This is a genomic window from Polaromonas sp. P3_B1, assembly GCF_056402935.1.
Genome location: NZ_JBFUGK010000040.1, coordinates 1 through 15,112, shown reverse-complemented (window position 1 = coordinate 15,112; position 15,112 = coordinate 1). Strand labels below are relative to the sequence as shown.

At 60.5% G+C, this 15,112-nt stretch carries 18 protein-coding genes; 14 read left to right on the top strand and 4 right to left on the bottom strand.

The features are described from left to right. Positions 1-35: 35 nt before the first annotated feature. The 4 genes from AC1DXS_RS20190 to AC1DXS_RS20175 all read left to right on the top strand — a co-directional run bounded on the left by AC1DXS_RS20190 (position 36) and on the right by AC1DXS_RS20175 (position 3,306). Positions 36-683: a DUF924 family protein gene (locus AC1DXS_RS20190; protein ID WP_477739244.1), complete on the top strand. Its 648-nt coding sequence runs from the start codon at positions 36-38 to the stop codon at positions 681-683. Between the two features lie 209 nt (positions 684-892). Then, positions 893-1,444 carry a DUF3455 domain-containing protein gene (locus AC1DXS_RS20185; protein ID WP_477739243.1) on the top strand — a complete coding sequence of 184 codons (552 nt, stop codon included), beginning with the start codon at positions 893-895 and terminating at the stop codon, positions 1,442-1,444. Between the two features lie 455 nt (positions 1,445-1,899). Continuing rightward, positions 1,900-2,490, top strand: coding sequence for a DUF3455 domain-containing protein (locus tag AC1DXS_RS20180; protein ID WP_477739242.1), 591 nt, complete (start codon positions 1,900-1,902; stop codon positions 2,488-2,490). Positions 2,491-2,724: 234 nt separating this feature from the next. Then, positions 2,725-3,306, top strand: a complete 582-nt coding sequence (locus tag AC1DXS_RS20175) for a DUF3455 domain-containing protein (RefSeq protein WP_477739241.1) — start codon at positions 2,725-2,727, stop codon at positions 3,304-3,306. Positions 3,307-3,381: 75 nt separating this feature from the next. Here AC1DXS_RS20175 and AC1DXS_RS20170 read toward each other — a convergent pair whose 3' ends face one another. After that, positions 3,382-3,795 carry a hypothetical protein gene (locus tag AC1DXS_RS20170; protein ID WP_477739240.1) on the bottom strand — a complete coding sequence of 138 codons (414 nt, stop codon included), beginning with the start codon at positions 3,793-3,795 and terminating at the stop codon, positions 3,382-3,384. 119 nt (positions 3,796-3,914) lie between these two features. On the opposite strand from AC1DXS_RS20170, the gene AC1DXS_RS20165 reads away from it, so the two are divergent. From AC1DXS_RS20165 to AC1DXS_RS20130, 8 genes are all read left to right on the top strand, one after another. After that, positions 3,915-5,777 (top strand): glutamine--tRNA ligase/YqeY domain fusion protein, encoded by a 1,863-nt coding sequence (locus AC1DXS_RS20165; RefSeq protein ID WP_477739239.1) that lies wholly within the window; start codon positions 3,915-3,917, stop codon positions 5,775-5,777. Positions 5,778-5,832: 55 nt separating this feature from the next. Beyond that, a complete protein-coding gene (locus AC1DXS_RS20160) occupies positions 5,833-5,988 on the top strand; it encodes a hypothetical protein (RefSeq protein ID WP_477739238.1) in 156 nt (51 codons plus the stop codon). Between the two features lie 3 nt (positions 5,989-5,991). After that, positions 5,992-6,651 (top strand): ABC-three component system protein, encoded by a 660-nt coding sequence (locus AC1DXS_RS20155; protein ID WP_477739237.1) that lies wholly within the window; start codon positions 5,992-5,994, stop codon positions 6,649-6,651. Then, a complete protein-coding gene (locus AC1DXS_RS20150) occupies positions 6,645-7,148 on the top strand; it encodes an ABC-three component system middle component 5 (protein WP_477739236.1) in 504 nt (167 codons plus the stop codon). Before AC1DXS_RS20155 ends, AC1DXS_RS20150 begins: the two co-directional genes overlap by 7 nt. Continuing rightward, positions 7,135-9,039 carry an AAA family ATPase gene (locus tag AC1DXS_RS20145; protein WP_477739235.1) on the top strand — a complete coding sequence of 635 codons (1,905 nt, stop codon included), beginning with the start codon at positions 7,135-7,137 and terminating at the stop codon, positions 9,037-9,039. Before AC1DXS_RS20150 ends, AC1DXS_RS20145 begins: the two co-directional genes overlap by 14 nt. 88 nt (positions 9,040-9,127) lie before the next feature. Next, a complete protein-coding gene (locus tag AC1DXS_RS20140) occupies positions 9,128-9,715 on the top strand; it encodes a pseudouridine synthase (RefSeq protein WP_477739234.1) in 588 nt (195 codons plus the stop codon). A 152-nt stretch (positions 9,716-9,867) separates the two neighbouring features. Beyond that, a complete protein-coding gene (locus AC1DXS_RS20135) occupies positions 9,868-11,739 on the top strand; it encodes a M48 family metallopeptidase (protein WP_477739233.1) in 1,872 nt (623 codons plus the stop codon). A gap of 87 nt (positions 11,740-11,826) precedes the next feature. Then, positions 11,827-12,198, top strand: a complete 372-nt coding sequence (locus AC1DXS_RS20130) for a universal stress protein (RefSeq protein ID WP_477739232.1) — start codon at positions 11,827-11,829, stop codon at positions 12,196-12,198. 73 nt (positions 12,199-12,271) lie between these two features. On the opposite strand, the gene AC1DXS_RS20125 is transcribed toward AC1DXS_RS20130, so the two are convergent. From AC1DXS_RS20125 to AC1DXS_RS20115, 3 genes are read right to left on the bottom strand one after another with little or no spacing between them, the layout of a single operon-like run. Beyond that, positions 12,272-12,622, bottom strand: a complete 351-nt coding sequence (locus AC1DXS_RS20125; protein WP_477739231.1) for a DUF2200 domain-containing protein — start codon at positions 12,620-12,622, stop codon at positions 12,272-12,274. Between the two features lie 24 nt (positions 12,623-12,646). After that, the gene (locus tag AC1DXS_RS20120; protein WP_477739230.1) at positions 12,647-13,009 is read right to left on the bottom strand and encodes an ArsR/SmtB family transcription factor; all 363 of its coding nucleotides are present in this window, start codon (positions 13,007-13,009) and stop codon (positions 12,647-12,649) included. Further along, positions 12,993-13,454 (bottom strand): SRPBCC family protein, encoded by a 462-nt coding sequence (locus AC1DXS_RS20115; RefSeq protein ID WP_477739229.1) that lies wholly within the window; start codon positions 13,452-13,454, stop codon positions 12,993-12,995. Before AC1DXS_RS20115 ends, AC1DXS_RS20120 begins: the two co-directional genes overlap by 17 nt. Positions 13,455-13,737: 283 nt before the next feature. On the opposite strand from AC1DXS_RS20115, the gene AC1DXS_RS20110 reads away from it, so the two are divergent. Together AC1DXS_RS20110 and AC1DXS_RS20105 are read left to right on the top strand one after the other, a co-directional pair. Next, positions 13,738-13,956, top strand: a complete 219-nt coding sequence (locus AC1DXS_RS20110) for a hypothetical protein (RefSeq protein WP_074577239.1) — start codon at positions 13,738-13,740, stop codon at positions 13,954-13,956. A 7-nt stretch (positions 13,957-13,963) separates the two neighbouring features. Further along, on the top strand, positions 13,964-14,848 hold the full coding sequence (locus tag AC1DXS_RS20105) for a peptidoglycan DD-metalloendopeptidase family protein (protein ID WP_477739228.1): 885 nt from the start codon (positions 13,964-13,966) through the stop codon (positions 14,846-14,848). Positions 14,849-15,112 lie beyond the last annotated feature (264 nt).

The following is a 15,112-nucleotide window of genomic DNA, read 5'->3' as shown; positions in this document are numbered from 1 at the left end:
CCTGCCAAATCCACCTGGCCAAGCTCACCATCCACATGACTGAATCCGCCCCTTCTTCTATTTCCACGGCCACTTCCAGCCCCACCACGCCCGACCAGGTCCTTGATTACTGGCTGGGCGACGGCATTGAAAAAGACTGGCCCACGCAGGACCTCGGCAAACGCTGGTTCGGCGGTGGCGCCGAGCTTGACGCCGAGATCAGCGCGCGCTTCGGCGCCGCCGTGGAGGAAGCCCTGGCCGGCGGCCTGCAGAGCTGGGAACAACCGCCCCTGCACCGCCTGGCGCTGATCATCCTGCTCGACCAGTTCACCCGCAATGTGTTTCGCGGCGACGCCAGGGCCTTTGCCGGCGATGCCCGCGCCCAGCAGCTGGTGCGCCAGACCATTGCCGCCGGTGAAGACCTGCAACTGCCCTGGGCCGCGCGGATATTCCTCTACATGCCGCTCATGCATGCCGAAAGCCCGCCGCTGCAGGACGAATGCGTGGCACGCTTTACCCGCCTGGTCGACGACGCCCCCGAAGCCCTGAAGCAGCGCCTGCAGGGCAACCTCGACTACGCCCACCAGCACCGCGACATCATCAGCCGCTACGGCCGCTTTCCTTACCGCAATGCGGTCCTGGGGCGGGCCGATACGCCCGAGGAAAAAAACTTCCTCGAAAAAGGCCCTCGCTTCGGGCAGTGAGAATCACCCCTGTCCAGGCTCACTGCGTGTAGCCTGTTCTCCCCTCAAGGGGACGGCGCCTGTGGCCCGGCAAAGCCGGTTCCACGGCCCCCGCTGGTGGAATGCCCTCCAGTGGTTAGCCACTTTTTTGAATCCAGCCTCCTACCTGCTGCGTACCAGCAGCAGGACGCGCCGCGCCGGCCGGTCCACAACCACCGAGGAGTTCAACCATGCCCCGTTCCTTCACCGCTTTCGCCCCCCTGCTTGCCGTCTCCCTGCTCACCGCCTGCGGCAGCATGTCGCCCATGAAGCCCATGTATTCGCAGGCCGGCCTGCCTGCCGCCGTGCAGGTGCCGGCCGGCAACAAGGTCGCCATGGAAACCGTGGGCGTGGGCGAAATCACCTACCAGTGCAGCCCCAAAAAAGACATGGCAGGCCAGTTTGAATGGGTGTTTGTCGGGCCCGACGCCAAGCTGAACGACCGCAGCGGCAAGCAGATCGGCAAGTACTACGGCCCGCCCGCTACCTGGGAGAGCATGGACGGCTCCAAACTCACCGCCACCCAGGTCGCCGTCGCCCCCAACGGCACGGGCAACATCCCCACCCAGCTCGTCAAGGGCAACCCGGCCATGGGAAGCGGCGCCATGAGCGGCGTGACCTACATCCAGCGCGTCGACACGCGCGGCGGCGTCGCCCCCGCCATGCCCTGCGCCGCCGGTAATGCGGGCGCGAAACAGGTCGTGCAATACCAGGCGGACTACATCTTCTACAAGGCGATGTAAGGCGCGGTAGCCACCGCCCGTTCGCCGCTGTCCCTGCGAAGGTGAGCGACCGGCCCCGGACAGTCAGGCGGGCCCGGTTTTCAGGCCCGCAGGCGTGCCCTGTGGGCTTTTTTGCGCTTGGCCCGCCTTCTTTAGAGCAAACGAAGAACTGGTAGTCACGAACAAAGGTGAGTTGTTTTGAGGCCGTTGGCCCCCACCCCCGCCCTCCCCCAGCGGGGGAGGGGCAAGAGCGGCGCGAAGAGGAGCGCCAGATGACTCCTTCCCCCGCTGGGGGAAGGTTGGGATGGGGGCTGGCAGCGATTGATCTGAGTCCGCGCGTAGAGAGGCGCTGGCAGCAAGCCTGCGCGGCGTCCTACAGCGCTTTTCCACCGCCCGCGTTTTACTGGCATGCAACAACAGCAGGAAGCCTGACAAGGCAACCACACAAGGCTTCAGGGCCAGAACCGGGGGTTTCAATGAAAAGCACGCACAACGTCATTTGGGCTTACAGCAAAAGCGCTGCCGTCACCGTGGCCATGGTCACCGGCACCGCCGCGCTCATGGTCGCATGCTCCGGCGTCGCGCCCCTGCCCAAGGAATACACCCAGGACCAGCTTGACGCCACCATCACGGTGCCGCCCGGCAACGTCGTCGCGCTGGAAACCACCGCCAGCGGCCTGCTGCACTACGAGTGCAAGGCCAATGCCACCACTGCCGGCACCATAGGCTGGGTGCTGGTGCGGCCCGAAGCCGAGCTGGTGGACCGCACCGGCAAGACCGTCGCCCGCTACGCCGGCCCGCCCGCCACCTGGACGCATATCGACGGCTCCAGCGTCGTCGGCACCCAGGTCGCGCTGGCCCCGCGCGTGGGCGCCACCAACCTGCCGCAGCAGCTGTCCACCGGCGCCTTCAGCGCCACCCCCGGCGTGCTGCAGAACATCACCTACATCCAGCGCATCAAGACCAAGGGCGGCCAGGACCTCAGCAAGGCCTGCACCCAGGCCGATATCGGCGACAAGCTGACCACCTCTTACCAGGCTGACTACATTTTCTGGAAACCCGCTTAAGGCGGGCTTCCGGCGCGCCTTGAAAGCGCGCCAGTCCATGGTTGTTCAGCAGCCATGGAAACAAAGCCCGCAGGCGTGGCCTGCGGGCTTTTTCTTTTTCTGCAGTGGCCTGCACAGGCCTGCCGATGTTTGCCCGCACTTGATCCCTCCGGCCACCTACAGACGGCCTTCCGTGTCAGGGATTTACTGGTTGTGACACTATGACCCCACCGCCCGTCGCCATTGGAGCCCTTTGTGAACATCCAGACCCAAGCCTTTTGCGCCTTCCCCGGCCTGCTGCGACGCACGCTGCTACTGGTAACCGTGGCTGGGCTAGGCGCCTGCGGCTCACGCCTGCCCAACCTTCAGCCATCGCAGCTAAGCCTGCCCGAATCCCTGCGCGTTCCCGCAGGCCACACGGTGGTGCTCGAAGCGCAAGGCCGGGGCGACCTGCTCTACGAATGCCAGGCCGTCAAACGCGCCCCCTATGAATACGCCTGGCTGATGCTGTCCCCCGGCATCAGGCTTACGGACGGCGCGGGCAACGCCGTGACCTACTATCCCGGCGCACGTGCACGCTGGACGCACAGCGACGGCTCCAAAGTCAGCGCAAAGGAACTCATTGAGGTACCCGGCGACGGCAAAAACCTGCCCCTGCTGCGCGCCTTGGCAAGTCCCTCAGACACCCCAGGCATGCTCGCCAACATCAGCTACATCCAGGCCCGCCGTACCGTGGCCGGCATCGTGGCCAACCCGCCTTGCACCTCCGCCACCCTGGGCATGCGCGTCTCCGTGCCCTACGAGGCCGACTACGTCTTCTGGCGGCCGGCGGCCTGACTTTTTCGCCGCCCACAAAAAAGCCCGCAAGATGCGGGCTTTTTGCTGCCTGGGCTGGTTTAACAGCTTGGCGGCTTAGCGCTGGTAGTACACCGGTGCCGCACGGTAGCCGGGGCCGTAGCCATAGCCTGGGCGTGGCGCCTGCACGTAGTACCCGCCATGGTGCCTGTGGCCGTGGCGCGGGCCGTAATACACGGGCTGCGGATAGTAAACCGGGGCCGGCCTCACATACACAGGGCGCGGTTGGTAATAGACCGGAGCGGGCTGGTAGTAAACAGGCGCGGGCTGGACATACACCGGTTGCTGGTACACCGGGTAGGCGTTGGTGACACCTACCGCCACACCCGGGGCGGCGATGCCCACGGAAAACGACACGTTGTCGCGGGCCTGGGCAGCACCTGCAAAGCCCAGCGAGGCCACGGCCAGCGTGGCGGCGGCGCCTGCCAGAGCGAGGGAGCGGGAGCGGTTTGCTTTGATGGCTGTCTTCATATGGTTCTCCTTAACAGGGCAGGAAATGCCCATGTGCTTATTAAACGCAGGCAAGCTGTAATGGCATACCGCACGCCCCGTGAAGAGCGTAGCCAAACGTAACCCCCTAAAATCAGCCAATGACCTCTCCCGCCCCCGCCTCAGCCCCCGCCGACAAAGAAACCCACAAGCCCAGCAACTTCCTGCGCCAGATCATCGAAAAAGACTTGGCCGAAGGCACTTATGCCAGCCGCCGCTGGGGCGGCAGCCCCGGGGACGCCGCCCACCACGCCGCCGGCCAGCCCGACCCCGCCAAGGTGCGCCTGCGTTTTCCGCCCGAACCCAATGGTTACTTACATGTGGGCCACGCCAAAAGCATCTGCCTGAACTTCGGCCTCGCGCGCGACTACGGCGGCGTCTGCCACCTGCGTTTTGACGACACCAACCCCGAAAAAGAAGACACCGAATACGTCGACAGCATCATCGACGCCGTCAAATGGCTGGGCTACGACTGGGCGCAGATCGGCAGCGCAAAAGGTAACGACAAGCCCTACCAGGCCAGCGACTACTTCGACTTCATGTACCGCGCCGCCGAGTATTTAATCGAAAGCGGCAACGCCTACGTCGACGAACAAAGCGCCGAAGAAATGCGCCACAACCGCGGCGACTTCGGCCACCCCGGCACCAACAGCCCCTTCCGCGGCCGCACGCCGGCAGAGAACCTGGCCCGCTTTCGCGAAATGGCGGGCGGCAAGCTCGCCGACGGCGCCGCCGTGCTGCGCGCCAAGATCGACATGGCCTCGCCCAACATCAACATGCGCGACCCGGCGATCTACCGCATACGCCGCGCCCACCACCACAACACCGGCGACAAATGGTGCATCTACCCCATGTACACCTTCGCCCACCCGGTCGAAGACGCGCTGGAGCAGATCACCCACAGCATCTGCACCCTGGAGTTTGAAGACCAGCGCCCCTTTTACGACTGGCTGCTCGACCGCCTGGCCGAAGGCAAGCTCATCGCCACGCCGCACCCGCGCCAGTACGAATTCGCTCGCCTTAACCTCAGCTACGTGCTCACCAGCAAACGCAAGCTAGCCCAGCTCGTCAATGAAAAGCGCGTCAGCGGCTGGGACGACCCCCGCATGCCGACAATAGTCGGCCTGCGCCGCCGCGGCTACACGCCCGAAGCGCTGCAGCTGTTTGCCGAACGCATAGGCGTCACCAAAAGCGACAGCTGGATCGACTACAGCACCCTCGAAGGCGCACTGCGCGACACGCTCGATCCCATCGCCCCACGCGCCATGGCCGTGCTCGACCCCGTCAAGCTCGTGCTCACCAACTGGGATGAAGTCATGGGCGCCGGCAAGCTCGACGACTGCAGCGCCCCCGTGCATCCGCACCACGAAGACATGGGAAAACGCCAGTTCAAGATCGGCAAGGAAGTGTGGATTGAACGCACCGACTACGAAGAGACGCCTCCCAAAGGTTTCTTCCGCCTGTTCCCGCCCCACACCAACGCCAGCAAACAGGCCATTGCCGGCAGCAAGGTCCGCCTCAAATACGGCCACGTCATCGAATGCACAGGCGCGGTGAAAGATGCCAACGGAAAGGTCACCGAAGTCCGCGCCACCCTGATCCCCGACACCAAGAGCGGCACCCCCGGCTCCGACAACATCAAGGTCAAGGGCGTGATCACCTGGGTGGGCGTGAACGACGCCGTTGAAGCCGAAGTGCGCCTTTATGACCGCTTGTTCACCGTTGAGCATCCCGGCACTGGGGACAAGGATTTTCTGGATGAACTGAACCCCAACAGCCTCAAGACCGTGACGGCTTATGTCGAGCCTTCACTGGCCAAGGTGCCTGCCGGTACGCGCTTTCAGTTTGAGCGGCATGGGTACTTCGTGACGGACTCGAAAGATCATGCACCCCCTCTAAATGGAGGAGAGGGTAAGCCCGTGTTTAATCGAGTCGTAGGGATGAAGGATAGTTGGGCAAAATAGCACAACCAAGCAGAGGTTGGCGACCTTCACGGATTTTCTAAACCAAGAGGCTCAGATGGACATTTTTACGCACTTAATTTCATTCTTGGTAGGACTCGGCGCCGGCTGGACTCTTAAGATCTACATAAGCACCAAGGCGACGAACATTCGCCAAACGGAAAATGTTGTCGGCGGCGATATGGCCGGCGGCAACATACAAAAGCGCAAATAAACGATGGCCACGGGCACAGACCTCATATTGACGTCTGAATCGCCGTTGGACAAGAAGGCAAAACTATCCGCTTTGTCGATCGATTTGCACCAAAAAATAGACGCCGAGCAAACTGGAAACTACGTCACAGGTGACCTCGCTGCGGGAAATATTGACAAGCGCGTCACATACGTCAGCACGGCGGTTCAGCTGACAGCGATGACTCGGGTAATTCAAGAGTTTGCACTTGAGAGAGCTCAAGATGCGCGTCTGAATTCAGTCATCGCCAATCTCGAGCATTACCTCAATGCAACGACAAATGGTGACATCCGTGGATTGGATGAAAAACTGAATTCGGCAGGGCGAGCATCTCAACTGCAGAACGCCCGAATACGTAAACATGAAGCTACGCAATTCATCCTAAGGTATCAATCCTCAGTCGCCGCCCAAAAAATCATAAGCTTTCTTTTAGGGAAACTTTTAACCGCATTTGAAAATCACGTTTCCCCTCTCATCAACGCAAGTGCCCCGTCGACCCAGATTGATCACGCGATTCAAATTCATGTGCTCGACGCAGCTTGGACTTTCTTGGAATCAAATCCACTGGAAATAGATCATCGGTTGCTCACTGGGTTACTCTATTTTCTCGGTGGGAACTGTCATATTAGGTGGGACCCGTGCTGATCTACGATCCGTCCCGGGATCCATATCATGCAGCTGTACGCGTGCTGTCGATCTTGCACATAGTGAACAAACCACTGGAACTCGAAGCAGCACAAATCTTTGATCTGTTGCTTCTCTATCCCGGTCTTGTCGTTACATCAAAGCTCCCGCGGAGTGCTACTCGCTTAAAGAAATTGGCAGCAGAGCGCCAATCTCCCTTTCGCCAGGCGCCGTTGGGCCGCGGGATGCTAGACGCAATTAAAGCCATTCAACAAGCTGCTGCCGCGACGCTAGCGTCCGTGGATGTGCTTAGTGCAGATTCCTTGAAGAAGAGAGTGCTTATGCGTACAACGTTAGCATTGCCTCTTGCGCTCGCTTCAGCCGTCGAGATGTTTTTAACAAAGGACTCAGAATATACGAAGCTTCTTGTTCACGAGTTGAGCGAGATACAACTTACCGGAAAAGATGGCCTGAAAGCCAGAACAGGCCTCGCGGAGTATCGCTATGACTCGATTTGATCCCAGTTTATTCATTCGAAGACTTGTAGTTTTGCGTGATGGAAATATCGTTGCAGATCTAAAATTTAAACTCGGACTGAACGTAATAGCGGGAGAGAATTCTTCAGGTAAGACCACGCTAATTCGCTTCTTAGCGTTCGCACTTGGCGCAGAGAACATTAAATTCAATTCAACGGCCCTTCTGTGTGACGCGACCTTGTGTGAGGCCGAGTTGAACGGCGCCGTAATAACGCTGCGTCGCGCAATATCCGATAGAACTCAATCGGCCCTCTCTATCTTCTGGGGACTTATGGAGGCTGCGCTCTCTGGAAGTGTGACCGAATGGCAAACGTTTAGTTTCCGTAGAACCGAGAGCAAGCCGAGTTTTTCCCAAGTTCTGTTTCAAGCTCTTTCGCTACCTGAACTACGTGGCGAAGCCGGAAACAATATAACAATGCATCAAGTCATGCGGCTTGTGTATTCCGATCAAGAGACACCAGGCGCAGATCTATTTCGGACTGAGCGATTTGATTCGCCGATAACCCGTCAGGCCGTTGGGGATTACTTGCTTGGAATCGATGACAACGATTTGTACGACCTTCAGCTACGTGCCGTGACGTTGGAGAAAGAAGAAAGTGCCCTAGGAACTGCACTGAAGGCTGTGTACAGCGCGCTGGGAAAGGCGGGAACCAATATTTCTATGGACTTTATAGAAACTCGGCTCCGTAGTTTAGGTCTTGAATTACAGCAGTCGCGCGATCAGCTTCACGGCGATGAGATCGCTAGTACGCCAATTCAAGGCGATGGAGCTCAAGAGAATGATCGCATTCGGACTGCTCTAACTCAAACACACCGAGATCTTTCCGCACTCAAGGATCGCCGGTTGAGAGTTGAACAACGAATATCTGACGCGGAGCTGCTAGTCGTTGAATTGACAATTCGCAGCCAGGAAATTGAAGAATCAATTTCCGCAGCTGACTACTTAGGCGCAGTTCGATTTTCTGTCTGCCCTTGCTGCTTGAGCGATATCGGAGGTCGTCCACCGACATCGGGGATCTGCAATTTGTGCAACTCCCCTATTGAGGAATCGGCAGCCAAAACACAACTTGTTCGGATGAAAAATGAGCTTGCGCTGCAAGCTCTCGAATCGAATCAGATTAAGCGTGATCTGCACGATGAACGGAATGAACTCTACCGAGAAGTTGAAGCAGCTCAGGAAAAACTTCAGCTTCTGGAAAGTCAATTCGCCACGTCTTCAGCTAACTGGAGAAGCAGCTTCGATATTCGCAGAGACCAACTTCTGACTGCCGTTGGTCGCATTGAAGAGGAGATCCGGCAACTGCTGGATTACCGAAAGCTCGCCCAAAGCCTAGATGAGCAAAGTGCTACGCGTGCGAATATTGCCTCCGAACTGAAACGGATACGCGATACTATTTTTTCCTTAAGGCAACTTCAAGTAAATCGAAAGGAACACGCATACGAGGCAGTCGCCCGGAATTTGCAGATGATTCTCAAGGGTGATATCCCGCGTGCAAAAGAGTTTTCCAATCCAAGAGAAATTTCATTTGAATTCGCATCAAATAGTATTTCTATTGATGGAGAACGACAGTTCTCTGCGAGCTCTATGGTTTATTTGCGGCACTCTTTTCGGCTTGCGCTTTTATTTGCCAGTTTAGAGAAGGCGTATTTCCGTTTCCCACGATTGCTAATAATTGACGGCGTTGAGGACGGCGGAATGGAACTCGAAAGAAGTCACAATTTCCAAAATCTCATTTCCAGGAGCTCCATAGCAAGTTCCGTAGATCACCAGATAATCTTTGCGACCTCTTCAATTTCTGCTGAAGTAGATGGTCCAAGCACCGTTGTGGGCCGAAAGTTCAGTCACCAAGAGCGCTCGCTCCAAATTCTTTGAGCATTGATCTCGCGCAAGCGCCAAGAGGGCGAGGTGGAAATCGCCGCAATCGCGATGCACCACGAGTGCAGCCCCACGCAATCACGACATGCACCACCAGCCTACCTCCACCGACGCAACACCCCGCCTCATCTGCTTCAACAAACCCTACGGCGTGTTAAGCCAGTTCACGCCCGAAGGCCGCTGGCGCGGGCTCAAGGACTTCATCGCCCTGCCCAGCGTCTATGTGGCCGGGCGGTTGGATGCCGACAGTGAGGGCTTGCTGCTGCTGACCAGCGATGGCCAATTGCAGGCGCGCATCAGCGACCCGCGCTTCAAGATGCTCAAAACCTACTGGGTGCAGGTGGAGGGCGAACCGAGCGATTCGGCGATGGCCGCGCTGCGCGGCGGCGTGCAACTGAACGACGGCCCCACACGGCCCGCCAGCGCTGAGCGTATGGACGCCCCGCCAGGCCTGTGGGAGCGTGAACCGCCTGTGCGGGTGCGCAAGGCCATCCCGACCTTCTGGATCGCGCTGGGCATACGCGAAGGCCGCAACCGCCAGGTGCGGCGCATGACGGCGGCCGTGGGTCACCCGACCTTGCGGTTAATTCGCTCCTCCATCGGCCCCTATGCGCTGGATGGCATGGCTCAGGGCGTCTGGCGTGAAACCGCAGAGCTGGCAGACGCCGACTGAGCATTCAGCGAATTCGAACGCCGGCGAGGTCTTCGAAACAAACTGCAACAGCACCCGTTTTGGTGAATTGTTGCCTGCCAAGTCATCGGCCAAACGCATGGCCGCCCGTATGATCGGCCGGTTCAAATTTAAAACTCAAAAGGACGTTCCCCATGGCTGCTGCGCGCACGATCCACGCCGACCTCTGGCGGGTGTTTTTGCTGACCCTGGCCTCGCTCTTTCTCATTCCGGCGGTCACGCTGGTTTTCACGCACTACGCGCTGCAGTCTGAAGACAAGGACTTCATTCAGCGCGTCAGTTCCCAGATCAATGCCGCCACCAACCTGACGCCGGCGCAGAAGGCGGACGAGATTGCGTTTTACGACACGCACAGGCTGTCGATGGCCTGCGCCGCCACCGGGCCGGAGAACCAGGTCTTTCACGACAAGGTGTGCAGCCCGTATTCCATGCACTGGTGGTTTCACTGGGCCGAGCGCACCGCCTTCTGGACCTTGATCCTTGGAGCCGCGATGCTGGTGGCGGCCGGCGTGCTGGGCGCGCTGGCCTTTGTCAACCGCGGCTTGCGTTATGCGAGCTTCGTGGCGGGTTGGCGGCTGATGACCATTTCAAGCGCGGTTGAGGTCACCTTGCAAAGCGCCATGCTGGTGTGGCTTTCCTTCTGGCTCACGGCTTATTTCTGGCACAGCTACTACATCAAGCTGGTGGGCCTGGCCGGCATCATGGCGGCCCTGGCGGTTTTCTATGCCATCTACACGCTGTTCAAAAAATTGCCATCGGGCAACACCATTGAAGGCGAGTTGCTGCTTGAGGCCGACGCCCCGCGCCTGTGGGACCGCATTCGCCAACTGGCGGGCCGCGTCAAGACATCCCCGCCGGACCAGATTATTGCGGGCATTGACAACAACTTTTTCGTGACCGAAGCACCCTGCACGGTGGCCGGCCAGACCGTGACGGGCCGCACGCTGTTTGTGAGCATTCCGCTGCTGCGGGTGCTGGACACCGCCGAGGCCGATGCCGTGCTGGCGCACGAGCTGGCCCACCTGGGCGGCGGCGACACGCGCAGCAGCGCCGCGCTGGGCCCCAAGCTCAACCAGTTCGACCTCTACACCTGGCAAATGCGCAGCGGCGGGCTGACCATCGTGGCGCACTACCTGCTGCGCCTGTACCGCATGGTGTTTGAATTTGCGCTGGCACGCGACAGCCGTGAACGCGAATACACCGCCGACCGCGTGGCCGCGAAGCTGACGGCGCCGCAGTCCATCGTGCAGTCGCTGATCAAGATCTCGGCCTATTCGAGCTACCGCAACACGGTGGAGCGCAAGCTGTTCCAGCAGGAGCAGCAGCACACCGGCGCACTGGGCATTGCCGGCTTTGTGGCGGAAGGCCTGCACCCGTATGCCCGCTCCGGCGAATTTGTGACGGCGATGAAAACCGCCGCCGTGCCGCACCCCTACGACACGCACCCGCCGCTGGCCGAGCGCATGCGCAATGTGAAGCACAAGGTGGATGAAAGCAGCTACGCCGCCATCGTCACCACCGTGCCGCAAGCCACCTGGGCCGATGAAATATCGACCGCCGCCGCCATCGAGCAACGGCTGTGGACTGACTACGAGCAGCGCTTTGCCGCCGCGCATGAGCAAAGCCTGGCCTACCGCTACGAGCCGGCCACCGAAGAAGAACGCGCCATCGTGCTGCGCTACTTTCCGCCGGTGTCGTTTGACCTGGGCAATGGCAAGCGCATTGACATCACCTACGAAGGCCTGCATGCCACGGCGGACGACGGGGTGCCGGTGTCGTGGGACGAGGTCAAGGGCATGACCTTCAACAACAGCAGTTTTGGCAACACGCTCACCATCACCCACTTTGACAAGGGTGTGATCGGCGCGCGCACCAGCAAGGTCAAGCTCAAGGGCCTGGCCAAACAGGAAGAGCGCTTCAAGGCGGTGCTGGGCCACTACTGGGAGCGCCACCAGATCATGCGGGCGCAGCAAAAAGCCCGGGCCGCTGAAGCCGAAACGGCCTGAAGCACGCCGTTGCGGCAGGCTGAAGTCCCGGACCGCGACATCAGGGTCTACCGCGCGCAGTGTCTGCGCCACGCACAGGACCGGATGGTGCGGCTTACCGATTCCTACGACACAAGGCGCAACCGCGTGCAGACGGCCTTCGGGCGCGGAGACCCTTCCTTGCAGGCGCTGGTGCAACAGCAACGCAGCGGCGCTGACTTGATCGTTGTGGGCAAGCACCCCGCCTCCGCCTTCTCGGACCTGATGTTCGAGAGCGTCGCAGCCCGCATCGTGAGCTTCTCGGCCGGCGACGACGCGCGCAGCGATGTGTTGATCGTGCCGCACAACTGGCAACCGGCGCCGGACCCATCGCCCGCCTCTCGGCAGGCGACCGGACGAACCGGCGTGCGGCGGATACGGGCCGGCGCACCGAGGCCACCGGCCGGGCCCAACCCGGCGGCGCTTCCGGCCGGCGCCTGACAACCCGCACCGGCGGTGGCCGGTGTGGGGCAAGGCCCAAGCCCTTCGACAGGTTGTCGGCGAAGGGATGGGCCTACTGCCGCAGGATTTTCTCCATCGCCTTGCCTTTTGCCAGCTCATCGATCAGCTTGTCCAGCCAGCGTATTTTTTGCATCAGCGGGTCTTCGATCTCTTCGACACGAATACCGCAGACGACGCCCTTGATGAGCGAGGCATTCGGGTGCATGGCCGGGGCCTGGGCAAAGAAGGTGGCGAAATCGTTTTGCTGTTCGAGTTGCCGGCTTAAGCCCGTCGCGTCATAACCCGTCAGCCAGAAGATGATCTGGTCGACTTCTGCTTTGGTGCGATGTTTGCGTTCCGCCTTTTGTACATACAGCGGATACACCTTGGCAAACGCCATGGTGAAGATGCTTTGCCTGGGCATGGTTGTTTCTCCCGCGGGGTCGGCCTAAACTTCCAGTGAAGCCTTCAGCCGGCCCAGGGCCTGGTCCCACTGCTGGGCGATCAGATCCAGCGAGCGGCGGGCTTCGTCAAGCTGTTGCGGGTCAAACTGCCACAGCCGCTCTCGCCCCACCTTGACGTGATGCACCAGGCCCGCGTCGGCCAGCACGTGCAGGTGTTTGGTCACGGCTTGGCGGGTGATATCGGTGGTGGCGGTGAGCTGGGCAATCGATACCGCGCCGCCCACACAAAGCACCGCCACCAGGCGCAAGCGGGTTTCGTCGCCCAGGGCGGCGAACACGCCCGCGGGGCCGGGCTGTGGCAGAAGGGCCTGGGGGGCCTTGGCAGCGCTTTTATCGCGAAGTGACATATTTCTCGATGTTAGCCATCTGCCCTTGCCAGCCGCCATCGTTCATGCGGAAGGCTTCAGCGCGGCGGGCCACGGGTATCTTGTCAAAGCCTGACTCGACCACCGTCAGCAGCGTGCCGCTTCCGCTGGGCTTGAGTGTGAATTCCACCAGCGTGGTGGGTTCTTTGGAATAGTCGGCTGCCGGGTCGACCGCATAGGGATGCCAGCGGTAGGAGAACAGCGTCTCGGGCTCCACGCGTTCAATCAGCACGTCAAACAGCACGTGTTCATAACCTGCAATAGTGATGTGGCCCTGCACCTGCTGGCCGGCGGTAAAACTTTTGCCTTTGAGCGCCACACCAAACCAGCCGCCGAATTCTTCGGCATTGGTGAGCGCCTTCCAGACCCTGGAAGGCGCGGCATTGATGAGGACGCTGCGTTCGATACGGTCGGTGGATGAAGTCATATATGCAATCTCCTGGTTGCATTTATTCTGCACCGGGAATTCTCTTTATGCAACATATTGGTTGCATGATCTAAGCGCCAAATTGCAAGCAATTGCAGCGGCTGCGCCCTGCCCGCCGAATTTTCCTGTGCGAGCCACTGCGCGAAGTGGCTGTTCGCCTACACGGCGCGAGGATGATCGGGTTTCAAATAGGAGGGCACGGGTTTGGTGTTGCTTTGGTGTTGCTTGTTTGGCGGTTTGCTTGTTACACCAACCCGCTTATCAACACATCCAGGAGAAAGCCATGCCCCAGTTCGCCATGATTACCGGTGACGTGACCTACACACCGGGTGACGGTGCCCCGATTGAAATCCCGCGCGTGCGCATTGAAGTCGCGCTGGAACCCGACAGCGCCACGCTGAGCTGGGATGCCGGCGACGGCGTGGCAGCCGTCACGGCGATTCCGCGCATCCAGTTTGACGACTATGTACGCGAGGGAAAAATCACCATGACGCCGCAATAATGGCGCCATGTATTTCCTTCGTTCACACAACACGACTCCCTCGTCCCTGACTCGCCGTTCGCTGCTGCTGGCCGCTGTGGCCGGCAGTGCCCTGCCCGCCTCCTTGCTGGCCCAGGCGGCGCCCTCGCCCACCGGCATCTGGCCGCGCGCCTCGCAGGTACCCGGCGGCGTGGCGCTGCTGTCCCTGGGCCCGGCTGCGCAGCGGCCTCTGGCCTTTGCGGGCGAGGTTCCTTTGCTGGTGCTGGGCGATGCGAAAGAATGGACCGCGCTGGTGGGCATTGCACTGTCGGCCGCACCGGGCGAGGCCAGCATCACCGTGCAGGCCGCCGACGGCAACCGGCGCGACATCGCCTACACCATAGCCCCCAAGCGCTACAGCGAGCAGCAGCTCAAGGTGGAGCCGCGCACGGTGGATTTGTCGGCCGAAGATTTGGCGCGCTACGAGCGCGAGCGCGCGCACCAGGAAGGTGTGATGGCCACCTTCACCGAGCCCCTGCCGCAAGGCCCGTTGCGCATGCGGGTGCCGGTGCCGGGGCGGCGCTCCAGCTCCTTCGGCCTGCGCCGCGTCTTCAACGGCCAGCCGCGCAACCCGCACAGCGGCATGGACATCGCGGCGGCTACCGGCACACCGGTGCTGGCGCCGTTGCCGGCGAAGGTGATAGATACGGGCGATTATTTCTTTAACGGCAACACCGTGTGGCTGGACCATGGAGGTGGCTTGCTGTGCATGATGTGCCACTTGAGCGCGATTGATGTGAAGGTGGGGGATGTCCTCAAGGCGGGTGAGCGGCTTGGGGCTGTGGGGGCGACCGGCCGGGTGACGGGGCCGCATTTGCATTGGGGTGTGATGCTGAACCGGGCCATGGTGGATCCGGCGTTGTTCCTGGCTTAGCCGGGTCTTGTGCCGGCTTGCACGCCTGCCCCTCTGCTGAGGCTTGCTGGCCGGGGTTGCCCGGCGGCAACTCACTTTTCTTTGCTTCGCCAAAGAAAAGTAAGCAAAAGAAAGGCGACCCGCAGTCTGGGTCCCTACGCTTCGCTTCGGGCAACCTGCGGTGCTCGAGCCAAGCGGGGTCAAAAACAACTCGCTTCGCTCAAACACGTTTTTGCCCTGATCCGCTTGTCTCTGCGCTCCTCGGCCCAGCCAGGACGGGGCAAT